At 34.0% G+C, this 17,688-nt stretch carries 17 protein-coding genes; 6 read left to right on the forward strand and 11 right to left on the reverse strand.

Features of this window, described 5'->3' with window-relative positions; translation table 11 throughout:
• Nucleotides 1–98: 98 nt before the first annotated feature.
• The 10 genes from abc-f to CHB81_RS24015 all read right to left on the reverse strand — a co-directional run bounded on the left by abc-f (nucleotide 99) and on the right by CHB81_RS24015 (nucleotide 8,799).
• A complete protein-coding gene (abc-f, locus tag CHB81_RS23970; protein WP_089354354.1) occupies nucleotides 99–1,685 on the reverse strand; it encodes a ribosomal protection-like ABC-F family protein in 1,587 nt (528 codons plus the stop codon).
• Between the two features lie 459 nt (nucleotides 1,686–2,144).
• On the reverse strand, nucleotides 2,145–2,513 hold the full coding sequence (locus CHB81_RS23975) for a hypothetical protein (protein ID WP_089354355.1): 369 nt from the start codon (nucleotides 2,511–2,513) through the stop codon (nucleotides 2,145–2,147).
• Between the two features lie 338 nt (nucleotides 2,514–2,851).
• Nucleotides 2,852–3,784 carry a transglutaminase gene (locus tag CHB81_RS23980; RefSeq protein WP_089354356.1) on the reverse strand — a complete coding sequence of 311 codons (933 nt, stop codon included), beginning with the start codon at nucleotides 3,782–3,784 and terminating at the stop codon, nucleotides 2,852–2,854.
• A 19-nt stretch (nucleotides 3,785–3,803) separates the two neighbouring features.
• The gene (locus tag CHB81_RS23985; protein WP_089354357.1) at nucleotides 3,804–4,655 is read right to left on the reverse strand and encodes a substrate-binding domain-containing protein; all 852 of its coding nucleotides are present in this window, start codon (nucleotides 4,653–4,655) and stop codon (nucleotides 3,804–3,806) included.
• A gap of 62 nt (nucleotides 4,656–4,717) precedes the next feature.
• Nucleotides 4,718–5,191, reverse strand: coding sequence for a DUF4265 domain-containing protein (locus CHB81_RS23990; protein WP_089354358.1), 474 nt, complete (start codon nucleotides 5,189–5,191; stop codon nucleotides 4,718–4,720).
• Between the two features lie 55 nt (nucleotides 5,192–5,246).
• A complete protein-coding gene (locus CHB81_RS23995; protein ID WP_089354359.1) occupies nucleotides 5,247–5,639 on the reverse strand; it encodes a VOC family protein in 393 nt (130 codons plus the stop codon).
• Between the two features lie 3 nt (nucleotides 5,640–5,642).
• Entirely contained in the window at nucleotides 5,643–6,083 is a 441-nt protein-coding gene (locus CHB81_RS24000; RefSeq protein WP_089354360.1) for a DinB family protein, read from the reverse strand.
• Between the two features lie 141 nt (nucleotides 6,084–6,224).
• On the reverse strand, nucleotides 6,225–7,094 hold the full coding sequence (locus tag CHB81_RS24005) for a nucleoside phosphorylase (protein ID WP_089354361.1): 870 nt from the start codon (nucleotides 7,092–7,094) through the stop codon (nucleotides 6,225–6,227).
• 305 nt (nucleotides 7,095–7,399) lie between these two features.
• Entirely contained in the window at nucleotides 7,400–7,732 is a 333-nt protein-coding gene (locus tag CHB81_RS24010; RefSeq protein ID WP_089354362.1) for a translation initiation factor, read from the reverse strand.
• A gap of 116 nt (nucleotides 7,733–7,848) precedes the next feature.
• Nucleotides 7,849–8,799, reverse strand: coding sequence for an isopenicillin N synthase family oxygenase (locus CHB81_RS24015; protein ID WP_089354363.1), 951 nt, complete (start codon nucleotides 8,797–8,799; stop codon nucleotides 7,849–7,851).
• A 170-nt stretch (nucleotides 8,800–8,969) separates the two neighbouring features.
• On the opposite strand from CHB81_RS24015, the gene CHB81_RS24020 reads away from it, so the two are divergent.
• The 6 genes from CHB81_RS24020 to CHB81_RS24045 all read left to right on the forward strand — a co-directional run bounded on the left by CHB81_RS24020 (nucleotide 8,970) and on the right by CHB81_RS24045 (nucleotide 16,534).
• On the forward strand, nucleotides 8,970–10,946 hold the full coding sequence (locus tag CHB81_RS24020; RefSeq protein WP_089354364.1) for a thiamine pyrophosphate-dependent enzyme: 1,977 nt from the start codon (nucleotides 8,970–8,972) through the stop codon (nucleotides 10,944–10,946).
• A 68-nt stretch (nucleotides 10,947–11,014) separates the two neighbouring features.
• Nucleotides 11,015–12,757: a DUF885 domain-containing protein gene (locus CHB81_RS24025; protein WP_089354365.1), complete on the forward strand. Its 1,743-nt coding sequence runs from the start codon at nucleotides 11,015–11,017 to the stop codon at nucleotides 12,755–12,757.
• A 131-nt stretch (nucleotides 12,758–12,888) separates the two neighbouring features.
• Nucleotides 12,889–13,935, forward strand: a complete 1,047-nt coding sequence (locus CHB81_RS24030; RefSeq protein WP_089354381.1) for an aldehyde reductase — start codon at nucleotides 12,889–12,891, stop codon at nucleotides 13,933–13,935.
• Between the two features lie 11 nt (nucleotides 13,936–13,946).
• Entirely contained in the window at nucleotides 13,947–14,591 is a 645-nt protein-coding gene (locus CHB81_RS24035) for an NAD-dependent epimerase/dehydratase family protein (RefSeq protein ID WP_089354366.1), read from the forward strand.
• A gap of 6 nt (nucleotides 14,592–14,597) precedes the next feature.
• Nucleotides 14,598–15,728 carry an MBL fold metallo-hydrolase gene (locus tag CHB81_RS24040; protein WP_254921273.1) on the forward strand — a complete coding sequence of 377 codons (1,131 nt, stop codon included), beginning with the start codon at nucleotides 14,598–14,600 and terminating at the stop codon, nucleotides 15,726–15,728.
• Nucleotides 15,729–15,742: 14 nt separating this feature from the next.
• Nucleotides 15,743–16,534, forward strand: a complete 792-nt coding sequence (locus tag CHB81_RS24045; RefSeq protein ID WP_089354382.1) for an AraC family transcriptional regulator — start codon at nucleotides 15,743–15,745, stop codon at nucleotides 16,532–16,534.
• Between the two features lie 107 nt (nucleotides 16,535–16,641).
• Here the strand turns inward: CHB81_RS24045 and CHB81_RS24050 are convergent, their stop codons facing one another.
• Nucleotides 16,642–17,613 (reverse strand): zinc-binding alcohol dehydrogenase family protein, encoded by a 972-nt coding sequence (locus tag CHB81_RS24050; protein ID WP_089354368.1) that lies wholly within the window; start codon nucleotides 17,611–17,613, stop codon nucleotides 16,642–16,644.
• Between the last annotated feature and the right edge of the window lie 75 nt (nucleotides 17,614–17,688).

The raw sequence follows: 17,688 nt of genomic DNA on the forward strand, positions 1-17,688 counted from the left end.
TAATCTCTAAATCAAAGCCTCCAGAATCTGTGTGTGAATCTGGAGGCTATTTTTTTTAATTATCTGATGAGTCAATTTTAAAACCAAATCTTGAAAATTTAGAACGAAATGACTTGCTCAATTTTAATTTGCTCCAAAAAATATTCGTCATGTGAAACCACAACTAGTGAACCTTGATATTCATTGATTGCTTTTGTCAAAATTTCGATATTCTGAATATCCAGATTGTTTGTTGGCTCATCTAAAACAATAAGATCCGGAGATTCGTTGTTAATTGTAAGGCAACAAAGCATTAGACGCATTTTTTCGCCTCCGCTTAAAGCGGAACAAGGTTTATCCCAATCTTGCTTTGAGAACAGGAAACGATTAAGCCTCATTTTTATATCATGTTCCTCAAGTCCCGAATTGTTGAAGTATTGTGCCTGATCGTAAACTTTTAACTCATTTTGAATCAAAGAATAATCCTGATCAATATATACTGATTTGTTTTCGGCTCTGTAAACTGTTCCAATCTGCGGATCTAGTTTTCCGAGTATAATTTTAATTAAAGTCGTTTTACCCGAACCATTTGTGCCTTTTACTGCAATTCGGTTTCCGCTTGTGATTTCAATATTCAAATTCTTCTCCCAAAGAAGTTGCTCTTTGTACTTAAAATTGATTTCGTTGGTGCTAAAAAGTATTTTTCCTTTATGCAGCGCCGAATTATCAAAACCTATCTTCATTTGATCAATATCCGGAACCGAAGAACGTAATTCTCTTAATTCCTGCGAAATACCATCGATTTTTTCTGCATGGACTCCTTTCAACTTCGAACTGCTGTTTTCGGCATTATTGCGCAGCGTATTCATCATAATTCTTGCAACACCAGATTTCTCTTGTTTCTTTTTGCCTCGAGCGTCCAGTTTTTGTTGTCTTTCTAATGTTTCCCGTTCTTTCTCGCGGGCTTTTCGCAAAGCCTTTTCTTTGGCATGCAGATCCTGATTTAAAGCGTTTATTTCTATTTGTTTTTGCTCCGTATAGAAATCGTAATTTCCGCCATAAACAGCAATACCATGTTTGCTTAATTCGTAAACCGTATTTAGTGTATTTAGCAAACTTCTGTCGTGACTTACAATAAGCAAAGTGCTGGTTGTAGACGCTATAAAATCATACAATAATTTTCTCGAATCCGCATCAAGATGATTACTAGGTTCATCCATCAAAACCAGTTCCGGCTGATGGATTAAAATTCCGGCAAGAAAGATTTTTGTCTTCTGCCCACCACTTAAAGTGTTCATTTTCTGAGTCAAATCTAATACCTCTAATTTCCAGTAGCTTAAAGCATTATTACAACGCTCTTCAATTGTCCAGTCATCGTTTAGAATATTCAGATTTTCCTCGGTAACATTACCGTCCAGAATCTCTTTAAACGCATTTAGTTTATCACTAATACGCAATGCTTCAGCAATAGAAAGATCATTATATTGCCCAAAAATCTGCGGAATATAATAAGGTTCAGAATTTAATTTAAGTTCACCATTTAAAGGCTCTAATTCGCCTGCAATAATTTTGAGCAAAGTCGATTTTCCTGCGCCATTATTACCAATAAGCGCTATTTTATCGTGATTGTTTACAGTAAAACTGATGTTATCAAACAGCAATTCTTTGTTATTGTGTTTATATGAAATGTTTTGTAGAATAAGCATAATTTCTTTCTCTAAAAATGAATAAATTGAGCCACCACAATTGTGGTTACTCTCTAAATTGCCTGAAAGAAATTATTTTTCACATAAATTAATTGACTTCGTTTTTTAAGTTCTGCAAAGATATAATTTTATATGAGAGCCTGCAAAGAGTGACAAGTAAGTTTTTTTTGCCACGAATTACTTGAATTTTCTCTAATTTTTATTGGAGGACTTTTTTTTTGCCACGAATTTTCTCTAATTTTCTCTAATTTTTATTCTGATTGCACATAATAAAAAATCTGTGCGAATCTGTGTAATTCGTGGCAAACTTTTAAAGCGGTTTCACGATAAAAATTAGAGAAAATTCGTGAAATTCGTGGCAAACCTTTTTTTTTAAATCAACAAAAAAACCATATTGCTTTTGGGGACAATATGGTTTCGTTAAAATACTTTGAGTTCATAAACAGTGAACTTTTATGGTTATATTTTTGTAAGCGTAAGTTTCATTTCTTTACTGTCTAATACCAGTTTGTCATCCGTTATAGTACTTTCACAAGGGTATGGAGTACCAGTTTCATCTTTAATTACTAAACTTTTTCCTCCTTTTGTCAAAGCATAAGTACCATTATTGATTTCGCTTTGCAAATATCCAGTTACATGCCCGTCTTTAGTAAACGTTAATGTTCCTTGAGTTAGAATTACATTTTTTAAAGAATCAGAGAGAGGCATTTTAGGCTCAACAGCGGTAACTTTCCAAGAGTCCACCAATTCATTTCTACTCTTATGACATGAAATCATTAATACTGCCACCATTGCAATTCCGAAGATAAATAATTTAGATTTTTTCATGATTTTGTGATTAAAGTTAAACTACAGAAAATTACAAAATTTTTTCTAATTAAAAATCTAAAAATCAATTATTTATAAAGAAGCTGTTTTAAATTCCAATATTTATCCCGAAGCCTCGGGACCAAATTCCAATATAAGAACTTACATGTAAAGCCTTATAGTATTTGTGTTTTGCAGATATAGATTAACGTAGAGATGCACAACAGTGCATCTTAGCAACGATTAGAGATACAAATAGATACAAATATAAACGACAAACAGATTAGACGCACAGCAGTGCGTCTCCGCAGAAAAACCTTTGTCACTTTGCTCCTCAGAACCTTTGCACCTCAAAAAAACTAATTAAGAGTTAAAGCTCCCAAAATTTCTTCGTACAAAAATGGCCCGCCAGGATATGTTGCTGTATAATCCAGATTCATCCAAATCTGACCGCGATCATCAACGTGGTAATGTATTTTTTTGCCATAACTTTCTTTGACAAAAAGCACGTTTTTAATCAAATAATTGACTTTTTCTAAATCGATCAAAGAACCTATTAATATTTCGGGGTAAATATGTCCTTTGGTATGAATTAATCTTGGAGTTCCACCAATAGAACGTACTGCGGCAGCCATCAGAATAGAATGATCGTCGCAATCTCCTGAAAAATATTCTAATGATTCACTCGCCGTTGCAATATAATCCCCTTCTTTTGGATCGTTAACATAATTCCAGCGGCTGTTAATCTCTTTAAAGACCGCAAAACACTGAATAATGGTTCTGTAATCAGAGTATCCTTTTATTCCTTTAAAATGCTTTGTAGTCGCCATAATAGCAAAATTGCGCACTTTTGGATTCTGATATTCGATAGCATTTATAATTTTTGATTTATTTGGAAAAGGAAGCAGCTTCGCCACAATAATATCTTGCGGAAAAGGATTGTCTGACATCGTATAAATCATCGAATTATAATCTTCAGAAATTTCGCTGAAACCATAATTCCCAATGACACTTCCATAAACTAAAGTCAATAAATAAACAGCTATACACAATATTATAATCGTTCGCAGCAACATCAAAAGAAAGAAAATTGCAGCAAAAACAAATATAAATATGAAAACCCGATCTAAATTAAAAGCCCAGTTTAAATCAATTAGATTCTGGTGTAAAATGATAAAAATCGGAATTGTGATCAAAAGACTCAATATCATAATAATGACCCTATCCCAAGGTGATTTCACCTGTAACTTGGATTTTAATTGCGGAAAGTCAATTTTAGGGAATTTTATCATAAGAATCAAAAGCAGTATTTTACAGCGCTTTTACCGTTTCAACAAAAGTACTTTTTTTATCAATAATACCGAGATCAAATAATTGATTTTGAATTTTAATAAAGGCTTTTTCGCTCAAATGTTTCTGAGACCATTGTGTAAGCTTTAACCATTCCTGAATATCTTCCAGTTTTTGATTGAAAAGCTCTGACAAAGTTTTGTCAATATCTGGGATTTGGGTAAAATCATGTGTAGTTTTGTTTATAATTTCAAGGATTTTCTCGACTGTTTTAGGATTCTTTTTTAAGAATTCGTCGCGAACCGTAATCACAAATGAAGGCCATGGAGTAGGGCAGTCGCCAACACGTCTGAAAATTCCCTGATCAACAAGAGGTTTAGTCATAAAACGCTCCCACATAAAATAATCAGCAGTTCCGTTTGTCAGTGCTTCAACAGCTCCGTCAATGGTATTGATGATTTCAAATTGCAGATTATCAGTTTTCCAGCCTTGTTCATGCGCATTTACATATGCCATTAATTGCGATCCTGAGCCAATTCTTGAAATCGCAACTTTTTTGTCTTTAAGATCACTTATACTATGAAAATCTGATTTTGCGTCTACATGAATCCCCCAAATTAAAGGTGATTGCACATAGATCTGAACAATTTTACTTGGATTTCCGGCAACAATATCTTTTACAATTCCTTCCGTCAAAATAACCGCTATATCAGCCTCGCCGTCGCGCAGCATCTGACACATTTTACCGGTACCTTCGGGAATATTTTTCCATTGCAAATCAATGTTTTCAGCTTCAAATTCGCCATTTTCAATACATAGATGCCATGGCAAATTGAAGTGCTCAGGAACACCTACAATTTTTACAGTTTTCATTATAGTTTAAGTTTAAGTTTGGTATGCCTATTATTAGTTGGTTTGTTTGTTTATGTTTTGATTTAGTTTTTTAATAAATCAGTCCGATGTTTTTCAGAAAGACAAGGTTCAGCAAACTCAATCACAGAGTTTGATTCGTACTCGTTTAACAAACTTTTTACAATCGAATAATCTACTTCTTTTGCTATTTCAGCAGCAAGAAATGTGTCATTCAAAGCTTCTGACAAACAGTTAATTACTTTCAATTTTTCTCTGATAATTTCCTTATCGAAACCTCCTTCCAAAATTAAAATCTGAACAATCGAATTTCCGGAACTTTCTATAGTTTCTCTGTGAATAAAACATTTCTCGGTCTCATCATATTCTGCACGAAAAATGTCATCCGTAGCAATCAATGGTCCAAAAAAAGGAATATTATCCAGTTTAAAATATCCTTTTTCCAAATCTATAATTTCTGCCCACATGGTTTCAGAAACTACTTCTTCCAGATAAGTACTATAGTATTTAAACAGGATTTTCTTGTGTGTATCTTGCATTATTAAATTTTCTATTATTTTTATTAAGCATTAAAATGAATTATCTAATTTGCGCTTAATTAATCTCATTTATTATGGCTTTCAATGGTGATAAAACAATACGATAACCATCGGGATCCATAAACATTACTCCATTTTCATTCCAGAAAGGGTTATTTGCAGTTAAGATTGGAATATTGCCATGTATTACGTTGCTTACCAGCACATCATAATCTATAATTGATTTAGGGTAAAGTACTATAACATCGTCCTGATCAAAGGTATGATTGGCATCTTCATGAGATTTTGTAAACTCAAAATGCCAGTCTAAACCGGATTTTCCAATAAAAACGCCATCATAATTATTATGATTTTGAAAGTCTCCCAAAAGTTCAAAGCTCAGAATATTAACGTAGAAATCTACAATTCGTTCTAAATCATTGGTATGGCGGGCTACTCTCAAAAACATAATTTAAGCTTTTATCTGGTTTATATGATGTTCTAAATGCTCTACATAATCTGTCATTAAAAACTTTAAATCGATTACAGCACCATCACTCAACACGATTTCATAATCTAAAGCCTTCTCATCAACAGACTTCATTAGTCTGACAATCTGTTTATTCAACACAAACCACAACTGCGTTAACTCTTCAATATCCATCGTCTGATATTGGTTTAAATTTACCAAATCTATTTGACTATACGGTCTGTGTTGATACGGTTTTTCTACATAATTAATTTCGGTAAACCGAACCTGATTATGAATCGCCGAATCTACTAAATGCCCTAAAATTTCTTTTTTAGACCATTTTCCGGGTTTTCTTTCTTCCAGAATATTTTGATCTATTGTTGGAATATAATTTACATTTTCCAACAATAGTTTTTCAAATTTAAGAATAGCGTCTTGCATTGAACTATCTAATTTTTAAAATGAGTACTATTTAAATGACTTGCAATAAATGATCAAATTGACAAACAAAACAAAAACAACACCATCAACTTCAACGCCTTACAAGAATTATCTAATTATCAAATTGACTAATTATCTAATTTATTTCTGAGCTAATTTATTCAAAGTATAAGTAATCAATTCATCGACAGCTTTATAAGGATCCTCACTAAAAGTTCCGGATGCACGATTGGCAATAATTGCATTCAATGACAACGCATTATGTCCTAAAAGCGCCGAAAGTCCGTAGATCGCAGCAGTTTCCATTTCTAAATTAGTAACTCTTTGGTTGTCAAAATTAAAATTATCCATTTTATTGTTTAATTCTTCATCCTGAATATTCAAACGCAAAACACGTCCTTGTGGTCCATAGAACCCTCCGGCTGTAGCGGTAATTCCTTTAAAAATCTTGTCAGATTCTATAATTTTTTCCAATTTTTCAGAACATGCAATTGCATACGGTCTTCCTTTTCTAATATCCCAATTGGTGTGTGCAATAAAAGCATCCTCGATAGCTGCATTCGAAACTTCGTCGATCAGGTAGGAGCGAAGCATATTGTCTAATCCTAATCCAAATTTAGACATTACAAAACTATCCACAGGAATATCTGCCTGCAAAGAACCCGAAGTCCCAATTCTGATAATATTAAGAGAAGTCAGATTTTCTTTTGGCAAACGAGTTTCTAAATCGATGTTTACCAAAGCGTCTAATTCATTCAAAACAATATCAATATTGTCAGGACCAATTCCTGTTGACATTACAGATATTCTTTTTCCTTTATAGATTCCGGTTTGGGTTTTAAATTCTCTTTTTTGAGTCGAATACTCAATTGAATCAAAAAACTGAGTAATTTTTTCAACTCTGTTTTGATCTCCAACAAAAATTATATCGTGAGCAATATGTTCAGGACGAAGGTTTAAGTGGTAAACACTTCCGTCTGGATTTAGTATTAATTCTGAGTTTTTTATCATTTCTTTTAAGGTTCAAAGGTTCTGAGTAACAAAGCTTCAAAGGTTTTCTGTAGAAGCGCACATTAATGCGTCTTTTTATGTCCACAGATTTAACGGATTTAACGGATTGTCACAGATTTTTATTTTTTTTCTTTTAAGGTTCTAAGGTTTTCTGTAGAGGCGCACAGCATTGCGTCTTCTTTTATACCCAAAGCTTTGCGATCTTTGTGTTTTTACTAAACAATGTTCCCGCATCAAATTATAATTCTTAGCGAACTTTGCGGTTAAATTTTACAATGATTAAAGAAATCTAAATTCTAAAATCATTACCCTCCAACACGTTTTGTTTTAAATCCTTTTGTTTTTAGGATTTCCATGATTTTATCACGATAATCGCCTTGAATGATTATTGAGCTGTCTTTAAAAGTTCCGCCAACGCTAAGTTTGGTTTTGATTTCTTTGGCAAGAACTTTAAAATCTTCATCAGATCCTTCGTAGCCTTCGATAATCGTGGTAGCTTTTCCTTTTCGTTTTTCAAATTTGCAAATCATAGGCTCTTTTTGAATGTAAAGCACATGATCCTGCTCCTGAACTTCTTCTGGTTCATTTGATTCGACGTGATCCGGAAATAAATTTTTTAATTGATCTTTAAAATCCATAATCTTTTATTCTAAAAAATAAATTTCAATAAATATAGTTTGTAAAAATTAAATTCCAAATCCCAATTTGATAGTTTTTGGAATTTGGAATTTAAAAAAATTGAAGATTTAAAAGTTTACTTTTTTATCAACCCTAAATCTACTAAACGTTCGTATAAATAATCTCCCGCTGTAATATCTTCAAATTTCTTAGGATTCTCGGCATCGATACATTTTTCAAGACAATCCAGACGCATATCGCTTACAGGATGCATAAAAAACGGAACCGAATAACGAGAAGTTCCCCATAATTCTCTAGGCGGATTAACTACCTGGTGAATCGTTGATTTTAGTTTATTATTTGTATGTCTTGACAACATATCTCCAACATTAATTACTAATTCATCATCAGCAGCAATAGCATCAATCCATTCGCCGTCGTGATTTTGAACTTGTAATCCTTTACCCTGAGCTCCCATCAAAAGCGTAATCAGGTTAATATCACCGTGAGCAGCTGCACGAATTGCATTTTCTGGCTCAGAAGTAATTGGTGGATAGTGAATTGGTCTCAAAATAGAGTTTCCTTCTTTTGCATATTGGTCAAAATAAAACTCATCTAAACCTAAATGCAAAGCTAAAGCTCTTAACACATAAACACCTGTTTTCTCAAGCATTTGATAGGCTTCTTTACCCACAACATTAAAACGTGGTAATTCTTTTACTTCAACATTGTCCGGATATTCCGAAGCATATTTTGAAGAAGCATCAACATATTGGCCAAAATGCCAAAATTCCTTCAAATCTCCCTCTTTACGACCTTTGGCATGTTCTTTTCCAAAAGACACATAACCTCTTTGTCCGCCAATACCGGGAATTTCATAATTATGCTTAGTTTCTACTGGCAAAGCGAAAAATTTTCTAATTTCGCTATAAAGCTCGTCTACTAACTGGTCGTCTAAAAAGTGACCTTTTAGGGCTACGAAGCCAATGTTTTCAAATGCACTGCCGATTTCATTTACAAATTTTTGTTTACGTTTCGGGTCGTCCGAAAGGAAATCACGTAAGTCTACACTAGGGATGTTTTGCATACTTTACATTTTTATTTAAAGATAAAAGGTCTGTTAAACCTTTCAATAACAAAGGTAGAGAATATTTTATATTTGAATTTTAAAAGTTATAATAAAATTAAAATTATCTAACAAAAATAAATAAAATTGTTATAATTTTCTATATTTGAAATACTTAAACAGCGAATCAAATGATTTTTTACAAACAAGACCTTTCTGATATTCAATTATTAGATTTATACAAAAAAATTCTAAAACCTCGTTTGATCGAAGAAAAAATGCTAATCCTGATTCGGCAGGGAAAAGTCTCAAAATGGTTCTCCGGAATCGGACAGGAAGCAATCGCAGTAGGAGTTACAGCAGCTTTAGACCACACAGAATATGTATTACCAATGCATCGAAATCTGGGTGTTTTTACCACCAGAGACATTCCATTACACCGCTTATTTTCGCAATGGCAGGGAAAAGCAAATGGTTTTACAAAAGGCAGAGACCGCAGTTTTCATTTTGGAACTCAGGAATATAATATCATCGGAATGATTTCGCATCTTGGCCCGCAATTAGGAATCGCAGATGGAATCGCTCTTGCCGATAAACTTCAGAATAATAAAAAAGTTACAGCCGTTTTTACCGGAGAAGGAGCAACAAGTGAAGGTGATTTTCATGAAGCTTTAAATATTGCTGCCGTTTGGAAATTACCTGTATTATTTATCATCGAAAATAATGGCTACGGACTTTCAACACCAACAAACGAGCAATATTCCTGCGAAAATCTAGCAGATAAAGGCATTGGTTACGGAATTGACAGTTATATTATTGATGGAAATAATATTCTGGAAGTTTATCACAAAATAAAACAGTTAAAAGAAAAAATTCAAAAAGATCCGCATCCGGTTTTATTAGAGTTTAAAACCTTTAGAATGCGCGGACATGAAGAGGCGAGTGGCACAAAATATGTTCCCGAAGATTTAATGAGAATTTGGGCGACGCAAGATCCTGTAGACAATTACAGAATGTTTTTATTAGATCAGGGAATCCTGACAGAAGAACACGACGCAATTTTACGAGAAGAAATTAAACATGAAATCGAAGAAAATTGGGCTATTGCAAATGCTGAACCTGAAATAATTCCTTCTTATAGTGAAGAGTTAAACGATGTATACAAACCTTTTCAATACGAAGAAGTTACCACAAAATCAGAATCTAAAAATATTAGATTTATAGATGCTATCAGAAACAGTTTAGACCAATCCATGCAACGTCACCAAAACCTGATTATTATGGGTCAGGATATTGCCGAATATGGTGGTGCTTTTAAGATTACAGAAGGCTTTGTAGAAACCTATGGAAAGGAACGCGTACGAAATACTCCGATTTGCGAAAGCGCTGTTGTGTCGACCGGAATGGGATTATCGATTAACGGATATAAAGCCATTGTCGAAATGCAATTTGCAGACTTTGTTTCCACAGGATTTAATCCAATTGTGAATTTATTAGCAAAATCACATTATCGATGGGGCGAAAAGGCCGATGTTGTCGTTAGAATGCCTTGCGGCGGAGGGACTCAGGCAGGACCATTTCATTCGCAGACAAATGAAGCCTGGTTTACTAAAACTCCGGGTTTAAAAGTAGTTTATCCTGCATTTCCTTATGATGCAAAAGGACTTTTAAATACTTCGATAAACGACCCCAATCCTGTTTTATTTTTTGAACACAAACAATTGTATAGAAGTGTTTATCAAGATGTTCCAACAGATTATTACACTATTCCTTTAGGAAAAGCGGCTTTATTAAAAGAAGGAACTTCCATAACTATTATTGCTTTTGGTGCTCCGGTACATTGGGCTCTGGAAACATTGGCAAAATATCCTGAAATACAAGCCGATTTAATCGATTTAAGAACTTTACAGCCTCTAGATACCGAAACTATTTTTGCATCTGTTAGAAAAACCGGAAAAGTAATTATTTATCAGGAAGACACACTTTTTGGCGGAATTGCAAGCGATATTTCGGCTTTAATTATGGAAGAATGCTTTGAACATCTCGATGCACCGGTAATGAGAGTTGCCAGTTTAGATTCTCCAATTCCGTTTACAAAAGCTCTTGAAGATCAGTTTTTACCAAAAGACCGTTTTGAAGAAGTTTTATTAGATTTATTGAAATATTAATCACAAATAGTAAATTGTTTTGCATAAAGGACATTTTTTTTATCTTTAAACCATAAAAAAATTAATTTATGAAAAAACTAGTTGTTTCTTTTTTTGCAATCACTTTACTTTTTTCTTGTAATAAAAGTACTAAGTCTAACGAAGATAAAGCGTTAGACAAAAAATTTGACTCTTATAAAGATGTTTTTGTAACCTCTTTATGGAAAATTAGTCCAAATTGGGCTTCAAGTGTTGGATATCATAAACTAGATAGTGTTTTAATTGTCCCAAATGAGAACCAAAGAAAAGTAGAGCTTGACTTTGCGAATGCACAATTAGATTCTTTGAAAAAATTCAATATTGATGAATTGTCGGACAACAACAAAACCGATTTTCATTTGATAAAAAACCAACTTGAAAGTACTATTTTCAGCGTTAAGGAATTAAAATCAGGTGAATGGGATCCTTCAAGCTATAATGTTTGTAGTTCTTTTGCCGAAATTTTAAACGGTTCATACGATACTCCTGAAATTCGTTTACATGCTTTTAATGCAAAAATGAATAATATTCCTGCTTATTATGAAGCAGCCAAAAAGAATATTAAAAATCCAACAGTTGAACATACCGAATTAGCCATAGCTCAAAATCTTGGTGGATCATCTGTATTTGAAGGAGAATTGACTGAAGCATTAGCGAACAGCAAATTAAGCGATACAGAGAAAAAAGAAATTCTGGCAAAAGCTAAAGTTTCTGTCAAAGCAATTGCAGATTATGCAAATTGGTTGAAAAATTTACCAAACAAAACACCTCGCTCTTTTAGATTAGGCGCAGCATTATATGCTAAAAAGTTCAATTTTGAGATTCAATCCAGCTACACTTCCGATGAAATTTTTAAAATTGCAATCGATCACAAAAAAGATTTACACGATAAAATGTTTGTTCTGGCAGATAAACTTTGGACAAAATACAAAGGCGATGCACCAAAACCTACTGACAAACTGGATTTAATCAAACAAGTAATTGATAAAATCTCATTACAACATACTACGCCAGAAAAATTTCAGTCTGAAATTGAGAAACAAATTCCAGAATTGGCGGCTTATGTAAAAGCAAAGGATTTATTGTACATCGATCCTTCAAAACCACTTGTAGTACGTAAGGAACCGGCTTATATGGCTGGAGTTGCTGGCGCTTCTATTTCTTCGCCTGGCCCTTATGATAAAAACGCAAACACGTATTACAACGTAGGAAGCATGTCTGGCTGGACTGCAGAAAATGCAGAAAGCTATTTGCGTGAATACAACGATTACATCCTTCAAATATTAAATATTCACGAAGCAATTCCCGGACATTATACGCAATTAGTTTACAGCAATCAATCGCCAAGTATTATTAAATCTATTTTAGGAAATGGTGCAATGGTAGAAGGTTGGGCAGTTTATGCCGAAAGAATGATGCTGGAAAGCGGTTATAAAAACTCTGATGAAATGTGGTTGATGTACTTCAAATGGAATTTAAGAGCCACTTGCAACACTATTCTTGATATTAGCGTTCATACCAAAAACATGTCTAAAGAAGCTGCACTCGAATTATTGACCAAAGAAGCTTTTCAACAACAAGCAGAAGCCGACGGAAAATGGAAACGTGTAACATTGTCTCAAGTTCAATTGTGTTCTTATTTTACCGGATATACCGAAATCTACAACCTGAGAGAAGAACTTAAAAAACAAGAAGGAGCTAAATTTAACCTGAAACAATTTCACGAAAAGTTCCTGAGTTTTGGAAGCGCTCCAGTGAAATACATAAAAGAATTAATGCTTTCTAAAGAATAAATTCAAAAAGCCTATCAAGTAACAACCTGATAGGCTTTTTTTTTGAACTTCTCAACAAAACAAGTTTGGACTTTTAAACAAAGTTTGCAATTGATATAATGATGAAATTTGCATTATTAATTCGTATCAAAATGACAAATTTAAATAAAGACAAAATAGTTTTAGTCACTGGCGGCTCTGGTTTCGTTGGCATTCATTGCACTTTGCAATTACTACAGCAAGGCTACACGGTAAAAACAACACTTCGCTCAATGAACCGACAAGACGAAGTGAAAGATATGTTGAAAGTAGGCGGTATTACTTCTTTCGAAAATTTATCGTTTATAGAAACCAATCTCTCTAAAGACGATAATTGGAACGAAGCAGTAAAAGATTGTGATTATGTGTTACATATTGCAACACCAATTTCTCTTGAAGTTCCAAAACACGAAAATGAGGTTATTTTACCCGCTGTCGAAGGAACTCTAAGAGTTTTGAAAGCAGCAAAAGAAGCAGGTGTAAAAAGAGTCGTTTTAACTTCATCATTCGCTGCCGTTGGTTACAGTCACAATGATCCAAAAACTTTAATTACCGAGGAATCCTGGACAGATCCAACCGACAAAACACTTTCGGCCTATTTAAAATCTAAAACGCTGGCAGAAAAAGCGGCTTGGAATTATATTGCAAACGAAGGAAAAGGATTAGAACTTTCTGTAATTAATCCAATGGGGATTTTTGGACCATCCTTAGGACCTGATATTTCGAGTGGTTTTGAACTTCTAAAACAAATGCTTGACGGATCAATGAAAGCAATTCCTAAAATATCGTTCGGGATTGTAGATGTTCGTGATGTTGCCGATTTGCATTTACGCGCCATGACAAATCCCGCTGCAAATGGAGAACGTTTTTTAGCCTTTACAGGAGAAATAATTTCCTTGCCACAAATTGCTCAGCTTTTAAGGAATAAATTAGGCGCTAAAGCCAACAATGTTTCTACAACAATTTTACCCAATTGGGCAGTGCGAAGTATTGCTTTATTTAATGATAAAGCCAAAAATATTGTGCCACAACTAAATCGGGTTAAGAATGCGAGCAATCAAAAAGCAAAAACAATTTTAGACTGGAAACCCAGAACTAGTGAAGAAGCTTTATTGGCTTCTGCCGAAAGTTTATTTCAATTTGGAGGATTAAAAAATTAAATTTAAAAGATATGAAAGTAATTGTAACAGGTGCAACAGGAATGGTTGGTGAAGGCGTTTTATTGGAATGTTTAGAAAACAACACGGTAAAAAAAGTCTTAATGATTAATAGAAAACCATCGCCTGTAAAACACCCAAAATTAATCGAATTGATTGTGCCAAATTTTATGGATTTAGAAGCTTTTGACGCACAACTTACCGGTTATGATGCTTGTTTTTATTGCGCCGGAATAAGTTCTGTTGGCATGGACGAAGTAAAATATACCCAGATTACATACGATACAACAATGAGTCTTGCTAGCAAACTGGCTTCATTAAACCCTAATATGGTTTTCACATACGTTTCCGGAAGTCATACAGACAGTTCAGAAAAGGGCAGAGTTATGTGGGCAAGAGTAAAAGGAAAAACCGAAAATGATTTGATAAAATTACCTTTTAAAGGAGTATATAATTTCAGACCCGGTTTCATGAAACCATTCAAAGGGCAGAAAAATGTAAAAACATTCTTAAAACCGTTGATTTTCTTATTTCCTATTTTACTTCCAACCAAATCACTGACTTTAAAACAAGTTGGGCAAGCAATGATTAATGTTGTCGAAAAAGAATATTCGAAAAATATACTTGAAATTGACGACATAAAGATCGCTGCAAAATAATATTCAATGAAAAAATCCTTACGAATACTTAAAAGAATTATGATCACTTTATTTATTGTTTTATTACTGTTGGCAACTGTAACTTTTGTTTACTTGCAACGACCTCAATTTGGCGAAAATCCCTCAGGAAAACGTCTTGCAGAAATTGAAAAATCAGCTCATTTTAAGAATGACAGATTTCAGAATATTGTCGAAAGACCAACATTATCAGAAGGATATACTATGTTGGGAGAAATGTATAATGTTGTTTTTAAAAATCATCCAAGAAGAGAACCTTCAGATTCATTGCCATCGGTAAAAACCAATTTAAAAAATATTCCCGCCAATTCTGATGCATTGGTTTGGTTTGGACATTCGTCGGTTTTTATGCAGCTCGAAGGCAAAAAGATTCTGATTGATCCTGTTTTTAGCGGAAAAGCATCGCCATTGCCTTGGGGAGTTCGCGCTTATAAAGGGAGCGATATTTATTCCGTTACCGATATGCCTGAAATTGATTATTTATTCATTTCCCACGATCATTACGATCATTTAGATTATGAAACTATTATTGGTTTAAAAAACAAAGTAAAACACGTTGTTTGCGGACTTGGAGTAGGAGCGCATTTTGAACGTTGGGGTTATAAACCGGATCAAATTATAGAGAAAGACTGGAATGAAAGGATTGAACTGGACCATAACTTTATTATTTTTACAGAAACATCACATCATGAATCGGGTAGGGGTTTATTGCGTGGTAAAACCTTGTGGATGTCGTATTTGATTCAAACTCCAGATTTAAAAATCTACATTAGCGGAGATGGTGGTTATGATGACCGATTTAAAAAAATTGGAGAAAAATTTGGACCAATTGATTGGGCAATTTTAGAATGCGGACAATACGATAAAGCGTGGCAATCTGTACACAATTTACCCGAAGAAGTTGCACAGGCAGCTGTAGATTTACAGGCACAAAACATGATTCCGGTGCATAATTCAAAATTCACCTTAGGAAAACATGCCTGGGATGAACCTTTAAGAAAAATTACACAATTATCTGTAAATAAACCGTATCGACTGGTTACGCCAATGATTGGTGAAGAAGTAGATTTTAAGAACAAGCATCAGCAATTTAAGCGTTGGTGGGAAAATGTCAATTAATTTTATTGAGCAGAATGAAAATTACAGAAATAAAATCATGTTATATCGGACCTGAGATCTCGCCGGAACAATTCATTGCAGAGCATTTCTTTTTGTATCTCACAAAAGGTACAATCAACGGTTATGATGGTAATAAAAATTACACCTTAAAGTCAGGAGATTATTGCATTGTGCGCAAAAACTATCTTGCCAGATACAACAAAGAAAAAGAGAATGATGAATTTGAAAAAGTGGTGATTACTCTGGACGAACAGTTTCTAAAAAAGATCAAAGACAGGCATCAAATACCGATTTCAAGTTCTAAACCAACAGAGGCTTTTATAATCCTGGAGAAGAATGATTTGATCCCAAATTTTGTTCAGTCATTATCTCCTTATTACAACCAAACCGGAGCAATAGACGATACATTTTCAGACATAAAACGGGAAGAATTAGTTTTCATTTTACTGAAGTTAAAACCAGAACTGGCAACTATTTTCTTTGATTTTACTATTCCGGAAAAGATCAATTTGGAGAAATTCATGCTTCACAATTACAAATTCAATGTAACTCTGGAGCGTTTTGCCTATTTAACCGGAAGAAGTTTATCGTCTTTTAAACGAGATTTCGTTAAAATATTCAATGCCACACCAAGCCATTGGCTCACGCAAAAACGATTGGAAGAAGCTTATTTTCTGATTGAGAAAAAAGACAAAAAACCATCCGATATTTATCTCGATCTGGGTTTTGAAGATCTGTCGCATTTTTCGTTTGCCTTCAAAAAATTATTTGGTTTTGCACCGAAGAAATTAATGGAACAGAAATGATAAAATCCAATTTGAAATCGATGAAATTTTGCCACGAATTACACAAATTTTCACGAATATAATTTGCGCAAATTCGTGTAATTCGTGGCAGAAAAAAAGGGATTGAATTATATAATAACAACCAATCGCTGACCATCAAGAGCTTCTTTGCTCCATATTTCTTCAATATCAATTAGTTTAACTTCTTGGATATTGACTTTTAATTTGTTTTGCGCTGCCAAAAGAAACATTTCGGGAAGAATTTCTGAGAATAACAATCTCACTTCAGCTTTAGACCAGCTTCCTAAACCTGAACCTGATAATTGTAAATCTACACTTCTTAGAATACCTGATGACAATTGAATAGAATCGCCCGCCATTCCGCCAATTGTAACATATCTAACTTTGTTGGTAAAGGAACCGTTTCCTTTTATAGCGGCAAGAATCAATTCAGCAGGATGTCCCCACAAATAATCCAGAATAATGTCTATAGGAGTTTTGGAGTTAATCTCTTTTAGTTGTGCGATAAAAGTTTCGTCATCTTGTTTAAGCGAAATAATTTCGTCAGCGCCCAATTCTAAAAGACTTTGAAGTGTTTTTTCATTTCTTCCGGTAACGATTATTTTCTTTGCACCATAATGTTTTGCTATCTGAATCGCCATTTGTCCCGTAAAACCTGTCGCTCCGTTAATTAAAACAGTTTCTCCCTTTTGAATATTTGCTCTAAACCTAAGCGCCATCGCAGAACCCGCAACTGCATTTGGCAACGAAGCTGCAACAGCATCGCTAATTCTGTCTGGTAATGGAACAAGGATATTTTTATCGATAATTGCTTTTTCGGCCATTGTACCGTTGATTCCACGGGCATAAACTCTGGTTCCGTTTTCCAGTAAACCAACGCCGTCGCTGCCAACAACAAAACCGTTTTGAGTATCTTTCTCTGAAGAATAATGTTTACCGCTGGCTTTTCCTTTGTCCAGATTTGTAATCGCCACCGCTTTAACCGAAACTAAAATCTCATTTTCATTTTGCACAATTGGATCTGCAAAATCGGCATATTTTGGCATTTCTCCTTTTTTATAAACTACTGCTGCTTTCATAATTATTTAATTTTATGATGCAAAGTTCTATCATCGTTTATGGCTGAACGATAACATTTGTTATCAAATTTTTTT

The organism is Flavobacterium sp. ov086, assembly GCF_900187965.1.
Classification (GTDB): domain Bacteria; phylum Bacteroidota; class Bacteroidia; order Flavobacteriales; family Flavobacteriaceae; genus Flavobacterium.